Raw genomic sequence first — 12,148 nt, 5'->3', positions numbered from 1 at the left:
AACATGCGTTTGATTCTGTTGGGACCGCCAGGAGCAGGCAAGGGCACACAAGCCAAATTCATCGCCGAGCGCTATGGCATTCCCCAGATCTCCACGGGCGACATGCTCCGTGCCGCCGTCAAGGCAGGCACCCCGCTGGGGCTGGCCGCCAAGGCCGTGATGGATGCCGGGCAACTGGTGTCAGATGACATCATCATTGGGCTTGTCAAGGAGCGCCTCACCCAGCCCGACTGTGCCAAGGGCTACATGTTCGATGGTTTCCCACGCACGATTCCGCAAGCCGACGCTCTCAAGGTCTCCGGCGTAGCGCTGGATGTGGTGCTGGAAATCGATGTACCCGATGCTGCCATCATTGAGCGTATGAGCGGGCGCCGTGCTCACCTGCCATCTGGCCGTACCTACCACGTCAAATACAATCCGCCCAAGGTGGAAGGCAAGGATGACGTGACTGGCGAACCGCTGGTGCAGCGCGATGACGACAAGGAGGAAGTCGTCAAGAAGCGTCTGGACGTCTACCACGCCCAAACCAAGCCGCTGGTGAAATACTACGGCGACTGGGCCGCCACGGGTGATAAAGCCGCACCGCGTTACGCCAAGATTGCCGGCACAGGCCCGGTGGAAGAAATCACCGCCAAGGCATTTGCTGCGTTGGAAGGCTGATAGAAATTATGCCAAATAGAAAACGGGGCTGCGGCCCCGTTTTCTATTTGCGATGATGGTGTTCAGCAAAGGTGCAGCTCACCCATTCAGAATCTTCAGTGCCTGCTCGTGAATGCGTGCGCACCCTGCTGCCAAGATCTGGCCGCCCGCCTCGGGGCGTTCGCCTTTCAGGGTTGTCACAACCCCGCCTGCCTGCTCGATGATGGGGATGAAGGCGGCGATGTCGTAAGGCTTGAGTGCGTATTCCACGCAGATATCAATGTGCCCTGCGGCCAGCATGGCCATGGCATAGCATTCACCGCCATAGCGGGTCATCAGCGAGAGTTTCGAGAGTTCCTTGAAGCGCAGATAGGCGTCGTGGTCAATCAGCTCAGGCGAGTTGGTATGCAGAATCGCCTGGTTGAGCGGAATGTTCTTGCGGGTCATGAGCATGCCGTTGCTGTTGAGCCCCCGGCGCCAAGCCATCTTACCGTCCGCCCAGAAGCGCTCGCGGGTAAATGGCTGCGTCATCATGCCCATTTTGGCGCGGCCATTGTGGAGCAGGCCGATCAAGGTGCCCCATACCGGCAGCCCACAGAGAAATGCGCGTGTGCCATTGATGGGGTCCAGTTGCCACTGGATGGGGCCCCCGCCAGTCAGCCCCAATTCCTCGCCACTGATGGCGTGGTAGGGGTAGCGGCTGAGAATGTGCTCACGCATCACCCGTTCTGTTTCCTGGTCGGCTTCCGTGACCGGATCAAACGGCATGCCCCGCTTGGATTTGGAACTGACCTCCAGTGCCTGATTCGAGCGAAACCGGCGAAGCGCTTCCTTGCCCGCAATATCGGCAAGGGTGTGGAAAAAGGTGATCGTGGGAAGCTCTTGAATCATGGGTGCAAGTCTAGGATGAAAAGCGCTGTGCCAATGTATTGACAAAACCCTGGCAAAACGATTTACTCCGCCTGTGTTGCTCGATGTTGATATATTTAAGGATTGATTATGCTCGATTATGCAGCCTTTCCTGAGCAGCGACAAGCCCTGATTCGGGACTTGCTCCTCAAGGAAGGTCGTGTGGTGTGTGTGAAGCTCTCGCAGGAGCTGCAGGTGTCGGAGCACACGATACGGCGGGATTTGCAGGAACTGGCGCAGGAAGGCATCTGCAAACGGGTCTATGGCGGCGCGGTCAGCATCTCGCATGCTTCGCCCAGTTTTGCCACGCGTGTCGAAGAAAACAACGCCAGCAAGGAATGCCTTGCCAAGGCCAGCGCACAGCTCATCCGCGATGGGGGCTGCGTGTTCATTGACGCAGGTACTACAAACCTGGCGATAGCCAAGGCGATTCCCGTGAACCTGTCGCTAACGGTTGTGACCAATTCGCCCGCCATTGCGCTGGAACTGATGAAAACAGCGAAGCATGAAGTGGTGATATTGGGCGGGCGTGTGCAAATTCAGGTGGGCGGCGCGCTGGGGATTACCCCGCTCCAGCAGATCGAGAACATGTACTTTGACCAATGCTTCCTGGGCGCCTGCGCGCTGGATGCCGTCGAAGGCTTGACCATCTTTGACCACGAAGATAGCGAATTCAAGCGTGCCGTGGCCGGGCGGAGCAATGAGATCATTGTGGCGATGACCTCAGACAAGGTGCCGAGTATTGCAAGATACCGTGTCGCCTCATGTGAGGACATCACCACGCTGGTGGTGGAACATGACATCCCCCAGGAGAAGACCGCGCCGTTTTTGGAACGGGGTATGGATCTTCGCTTTGCCGAGCAGGGCTGAGCGCCAGACCGCTTTCAGACAAGTGGGCTTGCACCACGCGAAGAGGCTTATGACACTTGTGCCTGTTGTACTGCCCCTGTCTTGCAGCCCCATTCATTCTGGAATCTGAGGCCCATGAGCACATCCCCTATTTATTCTTTTGATCACGGCGAAGCCGCCATGCAACGGGCAGTGTCCCATGCCCGCAACACCTTCAAGTTTTTCTGGCGCGAATTGTCCTGGGAATACCGCAGGATTGTTCCTGGCTTGGGTTTTGCCGCCGTCAAGATCGCATTCGAAACAGATAGCAGGCAAAAAGATGCCCCGCCCGTGGAACACATGTGGATCAGCGACATCCAGTTTGACGGCATCACCGTCAGCGGTATCCTGGTCAATTCGCCCGAATGGGTCAGCACGGTGCAGGAAGGGGATGCCGTTTCCGCGCCGCTCCAAGAAATTCAGGACTGGATGTACAGCCTCGGCGATCAGGCCTATGGCGGATTCACCGTTGACGTGATCCGTGCGGGCATGACCGAGGCCGAACGTGCCGACCACGACGCCGCCTGGGGGCTGGAGTTCGGCGCACCTGGCAGCGTGCTCATCGCCCAATATGGCAATGGCAATCCACCCGCCCGGCTTGAACAAAACGCGCAGGATGCCAACCCTGATCTGCCCGAACATCCCATGAGCGAAAACATGAAAGAGAAGATCGAAGAAGCCTTGCAGGCCGATTCATCCCATGTCCGCTTTGTGGATGCCGAAGGCTGGTCGATGCTGCACCGCGAGGCACTCGCCGGTAATCATGCCCCGGTCATGCTGCTGCTCAAGCATGGAGCTGACCCCTTGCTGAAAACCCCGGACGGGCGCACCGCGCTTGATCTCGCCAAAGCCATGGGCTGGCCCCGCATCATTGCTGCTTTGGCAGGCTGACTCCTGGCGCCCACGTACTTGTATCGCATCCTCATCCACAGGCCTTTGTTTTTCCTGTGTTGTTGAAACGCAGGCTCCGACAGGTGCTTTGTGTAGGAAAAAACCATGCACAGCTTCCTCCGATACATAGCTTACGGCCTATATGCAATAGGGGGCGCCATCCTGCTTGCCGCCCTGTTTTGGTGGAAATTCCTTGCCATGACACTTGAGCAGTATGCGTGGGTTGTGTACGGCCTGATCATCGCCGCCATTCTTTTTGCGCTTGGCGCAGAAATTGATGCGAGAGTGAAAAGAAAAGAGGCCAAACGTGGGCAAGCCGATTTGTAGTGGCCGCAGCCCTGTGTACCCATGCCAAAAGGCCTTTCGTCATATCACTAAGCTACACGGCCAAATTCAGGTAGGCCGTTCGAGCGACATCCTTTTGGCGCATGATTTTGTCAAACGCCATTGAGCCAGATCGGTGGAGAAAACAGAGGGGACGGAAGAAGTAGGCGAGGTGGGCGCATCTGCGCAGATTGGTGTAGTCGATGGAGGGGCGACTTGTTCGAGAACGCCCCACGCTACACGTCCATTGAAGGTGTTGCATGCTATGGACGTAAAGTTATAAGTTACGGTGGCATATCCTCCGTGATTGCCCTGAGGTCAATCCTGTTTTACTGCTGTTTCAGCGATGACGGGGTGCACGAGGAGCCGTAGGTTTGTGCCAAGTCCTTTGTTGTAAAACAAATTTATCGATTACCGTGCAGCACGCCATCAAAAAGTGGCAAGACAATACGGCCCTCAAAAATGAAGATAACCCTGCTGCAAAAGCATGGCTACGTTGTATGGAGTGGGATGAACTGAGAGTCTGCAACCACCCCTATGATTATCTTAACGTCATTAAGAAATGACAATACCCTCTTTGTTTTTGTTATTCTTCTTTGCATTAATGAAATTGCTTCTTCTGAGAAATTGTCGCTAGGCTTTAGGATAAAAATAAGGCAAAACTGTTCGTATTGGAATGATTTCTTGAGAAGGCGTGGGTCTGTGTGTATTTCTTCAATAATCTGCTCAAAGCTATATGCTGCAGATATTTTGTATATATGCAATTCATCACCAACCACCGATAGGTATAGAGATGGATCTTCCAGTTCTGCAGGTGAGATAACAATTCCTCTGGATTTTAGCCATTTTTCTACGCTGGAAATAGCGCGGGTCTCAAATGAATCTAATTTTAAGGCATTGGATTTTTCTAGTATTATTTCAGCTATGGTGTTTGAGTTGAGGAATCTGGACTGAGTATTGCTTGATCGTTCACTGACCGCTCGTATATAGTCCTGAACGAGGGCGAGGCTGGTTTCTCTAATGTCGTTGACAGAGTTTTTATCTATGTTCGCAGATGCATAATGGGTGGCTTGGTCTAGAAATTGATCAGACGAGTACATCCAAAAAAGTTCAACTCCTCCTTCCCTCGCAATTTCTCGACTAAGTTCTGGATGCGGCCCTATGGTTTTGCCTTGCTCTCTCCACCACCAGTCAGCCTTGTTGTCAGCCGTGACAAATAATACTTCTTTCTTACTGTTTTTTCTTGTGTGTTGTATGAGTTGTCTCCAAAGAATAAGGTCGCCAAATTTTTTTTGGTATTTGATGTGGTCGAACACAAAACCTGCATCGTTTGGATTGTTTCCTTTCTTACTATCTTCAAATCCAGGGGGGATTTTGTTCGCAAACCGATCTTCTCCCTCTTGTGTTAGTTTATCTAGTTCATCCTGATTTCGTGGGCCACTACCAACTCGGCCAGAAAGAATCGTGTCTATCTTCTCCCTGATAGGGTCATTAGCTGAAATGTCTATAAGGGAGTCGTGTGCTTTTTGAATGGCTGTTACAAGTTGGTTGTTGGCTTTTTCTAGCTCATCTAGTAATGGTATTGGTTCAATTGAAAGGTTTCGTTTATCAAGCTCTAAGGCATTGACTTTATTTTTGGCGCACGCTACAAGCCCTTGCAATTCCTTAAGAACGTCCTCGGTTGTCTTGCGTTCACTCGCAATAACTGTTAATCGATTTCTTTGGAATTCCATCGCTACTTGATGAGGAATCCACAGTCGTTCTTTCAACGACTCTAGAACTTTTAATAGATCCTCTCTTGCCGTAGTGGGGAGTCGGTATAGGCTAAGTAAGACGTTAGCATCTAAGACGATCAGTCCCGTATTCCATAGTTTTTTATACTGTTCTTGAGTCGGTGGGTAGTAGCCTAAAAAATTCTTTTTCATGAAGTGCTTTCTAAAACTCTTTGAAATGTGAAGAAGATGGCTCGGAGACCCAACGGATTTCACTAATTTGCGTAGACCTCGACAGGAATTTACGCCTCTCTTTCTTTGGCGGTCAACGCACTACCCCACACTTTGCATAGCGTTCCGCCATAAAAAACGCCCCACAAAGGGCGTGTAAAGGCCAGAGTGCACTTTCAGGTATGCTCGCCTGAATGCATTTATGCCCTTTCGGGCGTCTCTGGTTACAGGAGTCTTTACAGGCTTGGCTGAGATCGCCAATGCCAGCACAATCTCAGGCCGGGCGTCTGGCCTTCGGGTGACGTCCTGCCCTTGGGCTTCCTGTTCGCAGATCAGGGCTTTCTCTTCCTGCTTGGCCTTGTCCAGTTCCATCTGAATCTGTTTGATCCGCTGGCTGCGGGTCTTTTCGTCCAGCCCCTCGGGAATTGTTTCGCATAGGCTATGCAGGAGCGGTTTGAGCTTGTCAGCCCCAAGAAGAGGCACTCGCACGTCAGACTGGCCCAGCGCAAAGGGAGGGTGATGCTTCGGCTACGGCGGTGCTGGCTTTGGGCGGGAAGGGCGGGAGGGCTTGGCCGAGGGGGCTCACTCAAGGGCTGTGGCAAGGTTTGGGCGCCTGTGGGCTTCGGCGGTACTTGAGTTTCTGTTGGATGATCTGGTGGTTGTGGCGCTGGTCTGCTGCTTGGGGATGGTCGCGCAGGGCAGGGGGACTCGCTCTTGTTGCGGGTGAAGGCCGGGGATTTGATTAAGGGGGATCGCCGGGGTGCTTGCGCAGCGGTGATCTGTCTGGCGGCGGCTTGATTGCGGTTGGATACAAAAAAGCCCGCTGGGAGCGGGCTTTGAGGCAATGTCTTGCTGTATTCGGGTTCCTGTTGGATATGCCGGGAGAGGGACTCGAACCCTCACACCTTTCGGCGGCGGATTTTGAATCCGCTGCGTCTACCGATTCCGCCATCCCGGCACAGGAAGGAGGTGTATTATTGCCGAAGAATACACCTTTATCAAGTTGTTTGAATGCTGACCCTTGAAGATTTTGATTATTTGTTGCCGCCGGAGCTGATTGCGCAGGCGGCTTTGCCGGATCGTGGCGCTTCCCGCCTGCTGCATGTGCAGGGCGGGGGCTTGGTCGACCGGGTGTTCCGGGATTTGCCCACCCTGCTGCGTGAGCATGATCTGCTGGTGTTTAACGATAGCCGGGTGCTGCACGCCCGCCTGTTCGGCCAGAAGGAGACGGGCGGGCAGGTGGAGGTGATGGTGGAGCGCCCGTTGGGCGACCATGAGGTGCTGGCGATGATCCGAGCCAGCAAGTCACCCAAGCCGGGTTCGCGCCTGCGGCTGGCCGATGCCTTTGAGGCGGAGGTGTTGGGGCGGGTGGGGGAGTTTTTCCATCTGCGTTTCCCGGCGGACGATACGGCGGTCAACTATATCGAGCGCTTCGGCAAGTTGCCGCTGCCGCCTTATATTGAGCGCAGCGCGGCAGAGTCGGACGAGGCGCGTTACCAGACGGTGTATGCGCGGGAGCTGGGCAGCGTGGCCGCCCCCACGGCTGGGCTGCATTTTGATGAGGCGCTGTTCGCGGCGCTGGATGCACGCAGGGTGCAGCGGGCGTTTGTGACCTTGCACGTTGGGGCAGGAACCTTCCAGCCGGTGCGGGAGAATGATCTGTCTCGCCACCAGATGCATCGGGAGTGGTATTGTGTGCCGCCCGAGGCTGTAGAGGCGGTGGCGCAGGCTCGCGCACGCGGTGGGCGGGTGATCAGCGTGGGGACGACGGCGCTGCGGGCCCTGGAGTCTGCTGCGCACAGTGGGGAACTGCGGGCTGGGTGCGAGGAGACGGGGATCTTCATCACGCCGGGTTATCGTTTCCGGGTGATTGATGCCTTGATCACGAATTTCCATTTGCCGAAGTCGACCTTGCTGATGCTGGTGTCTGCGCTGGCGGGCATGGAGACGATCCGCGAGGCGTATGCCCATGCGGTGGCGCAGCAGTATCGCTTCTTCAGCTACGGCGATGCAATGTTTCTGGATATCCAAAAATAGATGAAATTTGAACTTTTGAAGACGTGCGGTGGCGCACGGCGAGGGCGCCTGCAGCTGGCGCATGGGGTGGTGGAAACACCGGTGTTCATGCCGGTGGGCACCTATGGCACCGTGAAGGCGATGAGCCCGCATGAGCTGGATGACATCGGCGCGCAGATCTGCCTGGGCAACACTTTCCACCTGTGGCTGCGCCCGGGGTTGGAGGTGATGCGCGCGTTTGGCGGGCTGCATGACTTCATGCAGTGGCAGAAGCCCATCCTCACCGATTCGGGCGGGTTCCAGGTGTTCTCACTGGGGGCGCTGCGCAAGATTACGGAAGAGGGGGTGAAATTCTCCTCCCCCATCAATGGTGAGAGGCTTTTCCTCACCCCGGAAGAATCGATGCGCATCCAGCACACGCTGAATTCCGACATCGTGATGATTTTCGACGAATGTACGCCTTACCCGGCAAGCGTGGATGAAGCGGCCAAGTCGATGCGCCTGTCACTGCGCTGGGCGCAGCGCTCGCGTGACGAGCATGACCGGCTGGAGAACCGCAATGCGCTGTTCGGCATTGTGCAGGGCGGCATGCACGAGACGCTGCGCGACGAATCGCTGGCGGGCTTGTCGAAGATCGATTTTGATGGTTTTGCCATCGGCGGCCTGTCGGTGGGCGAGCCCAAGGAAGAGTTCTACCGCACCCTGGCCTACACCGGCCCCCGCCTTCCCGCACATAAACCGCATTACCTGATGGGGGTGGGGACGCCGGAGGATCTGGTGTACGGCGTCTCGCAAGGCATCGACATGTTCGATTGCGTGATGCCTACCCGCAACGCCCGCAACGGCTGGTTGTTTACCCAGTGGGGCAACCTCAAGATCCGCAATGCTTGTCATAAGTCAGACACGCGGCCGCTTGACGAAGCCTGCGGCTGCTACACTTGTCGGCATTTTTCACGGGCCTACCTGCACCACCTGGACCGTGCCAATGAGATTTTGGGCGCACGCCTGATGACGATTCACAACCTGTATTACTACCAGCAGTTGATGCGGGAGATGCGCGCGGCCATCGATGCCGATGCTTTTGTGGAATTTCAGCAGCGTTTTGCTGCCCAACGCAGTCGCGGGGTTTGAGTTTGAACGAATGACCCCATATAGGGCCTGTTATACTCGCGCCCTTGGAGCTTGTTCAACTGTTTAGAATGTGAATGGGTTCTGATAACCCTTTTCCGGAGATAAAAGAGTGTTCCTGATTTCTGATGCTTACGCCCAAGCTGCGGGCGCCCCGTCTGCCGATCCTGGTATTTTTGGCAACCCGTTGTTCATGCTGGTCCTGATGGGTGTGGTGATGTATTTCATGGTGATCCGCCCGCAGTCCAAGCGCGCCAAGGAACACAAGTCACTGCTCGAAGCACTGGCCAAGGGCGATGAAGTCATCACCCAGAGCGGTATCGCAGGCACCATCGCCCACGTGGGGGATAATTTCGTCAAGGTCGAAGTGGCCAATGGCGTTGAACTCTCCATCCAGAAATCTGCCATCAGCACGGTTCTGCCCAAGGGTTCGTTGAAGAACACCTGATGTGCGTTGCCGGGCGCCTGCGGGCACCGGCTTACCTAATCCTTCTCGCTTCCTGATCATGAATCGTTACCCGCTCTGGAAAAATCTGATGATCGGCCTGGTGCTGATCTTCGGGTTGCTCTATACCCTGCCGAACTTCTTCGGCGAGGTTCCCGCCGTGCAGGTGTCGTCTGCACGCTCTACTGTCAAAGTGGATGCAGACCTTGAAAAGCAGGTGCTGGACATCATCACGAACGCCAAGATCGCCAATGATGGCTATCTGCGCGATCAAACCAGCCTGCGCGTCCGCTTCAAGGACGTCGACACCCAGCAGAAGGCCAAGGATGCGCTCGAACACGCCTTGAACCCAGACCCCCAAAAACCAAGTTACGTGGTGGCGTTGAACCTGCTCTCGGCCAGCCCAAGTTGGCTGACCTCGATCCAGGCGCTACCGATGTATCTGGGCCTGGACTTGCGCGGTGGGGTGCACTTCCTGCTGCAGGTGGACATGAATGGTGCCATCACCAAGCAACTCGATTCCACGTCGGGCGACCTGCGCACCCTGCTGCGCGAAAAGAAAGTGGCCTACAGCGGTGTTTCGCGTGAGCGTGACAACCTGGTGGTCCGTCTGCGCAGCGATGCCGATCGCCAAAAGGCCAAGAACACGATCAGCGATTCGCGCACCGACCTGCTCTTCACCACCCGTGAGGAAGGCACCGACTTCCTGCTGGTGGGCAGCTTCTCGCCGCAGGCACGCAGAACGATTCAGGAAGACGCAATCAAGCAGAACATCGTCACCCTGCACAACCGCGTCAACGAACTCGGGGTGGCCGAGCCGATCATCCAGCAGCAGGGCGCAGACCGTATCGTGGTCGAACTGCCCGGTGTGCAGGACGTGGGCAAGGCCAAGGACCTGATCGGCCGTACCGCCACCCTGCAGGTGCGCATGGCGGCTGAAGGCACTGATCCGCTCAACCCGCCGCCCGGAACCGACGTGTACCCGGAAATGCGCAATGGCCAGCAAGTGCCGGTTGTCGTGAAGAAGATGGTGGTGCTCACGGGCGATCGCTTCGTCAAGGCTGCCTCCACCTTTGACAACAACCAGCGCCCGGCCGTGTCGGTGACACTGGATGCCGCTGGTGGGCACATCATGCGCGACATCACCCGCGAGAATATCCACAAGGGCATGGCCATCATCCTGTTTGAAAAGGGGCAGGGCGAGGCCATCTCGGTGGCGACTATCCAGGGTGAATTCTCCAGCCAGTTCCAGATCACCGGTAACTTCTCTGCCGAAGAAACCAACCGCTTGGCGATCCTGATCCGCTCGGGTGCGCTGGCCGCGCCGATGGATATCATCGAAGAGCGCGTGGTCGGCCCAAGCGCCGGGGCTGAGAACATCCAGAAGGGCAAAGATTCGACGCTTTGGGGCTTCGTGGCGATTGCCGCCTTCATGTGCATCTACTACATGTTCTTCGGCTTCGTCTCGGCCATGGCCCTGAGCGCCAACGTGCTGCTGCTGGTTGCGTTGCTCTCGCTCTTCCAGGCCACGCTCACCCTGCCAGGGATTGCGGCGATCGCGCTGGCACTGGGGATGGCAATTGACTCCAACGTGCTGATCAACGAACGTATCCGCGAGGAATTGCGCAACGGTGCCACGCCACAGGCCGCGATCCTGGCCGGTTACGAACGGGCGTTCAACACGATTCTGGACTCGAACGTCACCACCCTGATCGCCGGTATCGCCCTGCTGGCATTCGGCTCCGGCCCAATCAAGAGCTTTGCCGTGGTGCACTGCCTGGGGATTCTGACATCCATGTTCAGCGCCGTGCTCGTCTCGCGCATGATCATCAACTTTGCCTACGGCTACCGCCGCAAGCTCGACAAGCTGGCCATCGGCCAGGTGTGGAAACCGGGCGTTTAAGCTGTCGGAGAAAAGAAAATGGAATTATTCCGTATCAAAAGCGATTGGCCGTTCATGAAGCATGCGTTGATCTTCAACGCAATCTCGGCTATCACCTTCCTGCTGGCTGTCTTCTTCCTGGCCTACAATGGGCTGCACTTTTCGGTGGAATTCACCGGCGGCACCGTGATGCAACTGACCTACACGGAAGCCCCGCAGATCGACCCTCTGCGTGATGCCCTGGAAAAAGGCGGCTTCCCGGATATCCAGCTGCAAACCTTCGGCTCGTCCAAGGAAGTGATCATCCGCGTGCCCAACCGTGCCGGCACCGAGAAAGCCGCATCCCTGGCCAACACTGTGTATGATCAGGCGTGCAAGTTCTCCAGCGGCTCGGTGACCTCTTCCACCTCAGTCAATGACAAAGGTGTGCAAGCTGTCAAGCAGGCCTGCGTGAGCGCGGACAAGAAGGAAATCTCCTTCGTCAAGAGCGTGGAATTCGTTGGCCCGCAGGTCGGCAAGGAACTCGCCAGTGACGGCGGCATGGCGCTCCTTGTGGTGGTGATTGGGATCGTTCTTTATCTGGCAGTCCGCTTCGAATGGCGCTTTGCCTTATCGGCCATCATCGCCAACCTGCACGACGTTGTCATCATTCTGGGTTTCTTCGCCTTCTTCCAGTGGGAATTCTCCCTGCCGGTGCTGGCGGCGGTGCTCGCTGTGCTCGGTTACTCGGTGAACGAATCCGTTGTGGTCTTCGACCGTGTGCGTGAAACCTTCCGCAACAGTCGTAAGCGCGGTATGAGTGTGCCGGAAGTGCTCAACCACTCCATTACCAGCACCATCTCGCGGACCATCATCACCCACGGCTGCACGCAGATCATGGTGCTCTCCATGCTCTTCTTCGGCGGCACCACCCTGCATTACTTCGCCGTCGCGCTCACCATCGGCATCTGCTTCGGGATCTACTCCTCCGTGCTCGTGGCCTGCCCGCTAGTCATGTGGTTCGGCGTCTCCCGCGAGCAATTCATCAAGCCGCAAAAGGCCAAGGAAGAAGCTGTCGTCTGACACCCCCGCTTCTTTTCGATC

The 12,148-nt window shown here is 56.3% G+C and carries 12 protein-coding genes, 1 tRNA gene and 1 pseudogene; 10 read left to right on the top strand and 4 right to left on the bottom strand.

The annotated features are described in order from the left end of the window. Positions 1 to 3: 3 nt before the first annotated feature. Positions 4 to 660, top strand: a complete 657-nt coding sequence (gene adk, locus B145_RS0122835) for an adenylate kinase (RefSeq protein ID WP_018610508.1) — start codon at positions 4 to 6, stop codon at positions 658 to 660. A gap of 78 nt (positions 661 to 738) precedes the next feature. On the opposite strand, the gene B145_RS0122830 is transcribed toward adk, so the two are convergent. Then, the gene (locus B145_RS0122830; RefSeq protein ID WP_018610506.1) at positions 739 to 1,530 is read right to left on the bottom strand and encodes an inositol monophosphatase family protein; all 792 of its coding nucleotides are present in this window, start codon (positions 1,528 to 1,530) and stop codon (positions 739 to 741) included. Positions 1,531 to 1,638: 108 nt separating this feature from the next. On the opposite strand from B145_RS0122830, the gene B145_RS0122825 reads away from it, so the two are divergent. The 3 genes from B145_RS0122825 to B145_RS29180 all read left to right on the top strand — a co-directional run bounded on the left by B145_RS0122825 (position 1,639) and on the right by B145_RS29180 (position 3,654). Beyond that, entirely contained in the window at positions 1,639 to 2,418 is a 780-nt protein-coding gene (locus tag B145_RS0122825) for a DeoR/GlpR family DNA-binding transcription regulator (RefSeq protein ID WP_018610505.1), read from the top strand. Between the two features lie 114 nt (positions 2,419 to 2,532). Further along, entirely contained in the window at positions 2,533 to 3,327 is a 795-nt protein-coding gene (locus B145_RS0122820) for a DUF2314 domain-containing protein (RefSeq protein ID WP_018610504.1), read from the top strand. A gap of 105 nt (positions 3,328 to 3,432) precedes the next feature. Continuing rightward, positions 3,433 to 3,654, top strand: a complete 222-nt coding sequence (locus B145_RS29180; RefSeq protein ID WP_018610502.1) for a hypothetical protein — start codon at positions 3,433 to 3,435, stop codon at positions 3,652 to 3,654. Between the two features lie 488 nt (positions 3,655 to 4,142). On the opposite strand, the gene B145_RS0122810 is transcribed toward B145_RS29180, so the two are convergent. From B145_RS0122810 to B145_RS0122800, 3 genes are all read right to left on the bottom strand, one after another. Next, on the bottom strand, positions 4,143 to 5,576 hold the full coding sequence (locus B145_RS0122810) for a PIN-like domain-containing protein (protein ID WP_018610500.1): 1,434 nt from the start codon (positions 5,574 to 5,576) through the stop codon (positions 4,143 to 4,145). A 120-nt stretch (positions 5,577 to 5,696) separates the two neighbouring features. Further along, positions 5,697 to 6,083, bottom strand: coding sequence for a hypothetical protein (locus tag B145_RS0122805; protein WP_157288597.1), 387 nt, complete (start codon positions 6,081 to 6,083; stop codon positions 5,697 to 5,699). Positions 6,084 to 6,470: 387 nt separating this feature from the next. Beyond that, positions 6,471 to 6,552 (bottom strand) — tRNA-Leu (locus tag B145_RS0122800). Between the two features lie 53 nt (positions 6,553 to 6,605). Between B145_RS0122800 and queA the strand changes: the two genes are divergently transcribed. The 6 genes and pseudogenes from queA to secF all read left to right on the top strand — a co-directional run bounded on the left by queA (position 6,606) and on the right by secF (position 12,127). Further along, positions 6,606 to 7,631, top strand: coding sequence for a tRNA preQ1(34) S-adenosylmethionine ribosyltransferase-isomerase QueA (gene queA, locus B145_RS0122795; protein ID WP_018610496.1), 1,026 nt, complete (start codon positions 6,606 to 6,608; stop codon positions 7,629 to 7,631). Next, positions 7,632 to 8,741, top strand: a complete 1,110-nt coding sequence (tgt, locus tag B145_RS0122790) for a tRNA guanosine(34) transglycosylase Tgt (RefSeq protein ID WP_018610495.1) — start codon at positions 7,632 to 7,634, stop codon at positions 8,739 to 8,741. It begins immediately after the preceding gene. Between the two features lie 109 nt (positions 8,742 to 8,850). Next, a complete protein-coding gene (gene yajC / locus B145_RS0122785) occupies positions 8,851 to 9,186 on the top strand; it encodes a preprotein translocase subunit YajC (RefSeq protein WP_018610494.1) in 336 nt (111 codons plus the stop codon). Between the two features lie 58 nt (positions 9,187 to 9,244). Further along, positions 9,245 to 9,508, top strand: a pseudogene (locus tag B145_RS29720) (protein translocase subunit SecD); the annotation flags it as partial. A gap of 129 nt (positions 9,509 to 9,637) precedes the next feature. Next, positions 9,638 to 11,086 (top strand): protein translocase subunit SecD, encoded by a 1,449-nt coding sequence (gene secD / locus B145_RS0122780; RefSeq protein ID WP_425425627.1) that lies wholly within the window; start codon positions 9,638 to 9,640, stop codon positions 11,084 to 11,086. Between the two features lie 18 nt (positions 11,087 to 11,104). Next, positions 11,105 to 12,127 (top strand): protein translocase subunit SecF, encoded by a 1,023-nt coding sequence (gene secF / locus B145_RS0122775; RefSeq protein WP_018610492.1) that lies wholly within the window; start codon positions 11,105 to 11,107, stop codon positions 12,125 to 12,127. Positions 12,128 to 12,148 lie beyond the last annotated feature (21 nt).

The organism is Uliginosibacterium gangwonense DSM 18521 (genome assembly GCF_000373965.1).
GTDB classification, from domain to species: domain Bacteria; phylum Pseudomonadota; class Gammaproteobacteria; order Burkholderiales; family Rhodocyclaceae; genus Uliginosibacterium; species Uliginosibacterium gangwonense.
Note: the sequence above shows the minus strand (reverse complement) of the source record. Positions and strands in the feature narration are given on the sequence as shown.

Coding starts and splice junctions, on each gene's coding strand:
- adk (WP_018610508.1), top strand. CDS start 4: ATGCGTTTGATTCTGTTGGGACCGCCAGGAGCAGGCAAGGGCACACAA.
- B145_RS0122830 (WP_018610506.1), bottom strand. CDS start 1,530: ATGATTCAAGAGCTTCCCACGATCACCTTTTTCCACACCCTTGCCGAT.
- B145_RS0122825 (WP_018610505.1), top strand. CDS start 1,639: ATGCTCGATTATGCAGCCTTTCCTGAGCAGCGACAAGCCCTGATTCGG.
- B145_RS0122820 (WP_018610504.1), top strand. CDS start 2,533: ATGAGCACATCCCCTATTTATTCTTTTGATCACGGCGAAGCCGCCATG.
- B145_RS29180 (WP_018610502.1), top strand. CDS start 3,433: ATGCACAGCTTCCTCCGATACATAGCTTACGGCCTATATGCAATAGGG.
- B145_RS0122810 (WP_018610500.1), bottom strand. CDS start 5,576: ATGAAAAAGAATTTTTTAGGCTACTACCCACCGACTCAAGAACAGTAT.
- queA (WP_018610496.1), top strand. CDS start 6,606: ATGCTGACCCTTGAAGATTTTGATTATTTGTTGCCGCCGGAGCTGATT.
- tgt (WP_018610495.1), top strand. CDS start 7,632: ATGAAATTTGAACTTTTGAAGACGTGCGGTGGCGCACGGCGAGGGCGC.
- secF (WP_018610492.1), top strand. CDS start 11,105: ATGGAATTATTCCGTATCAAAAGCGATTGGCCGTTCATGAAGCATGCG.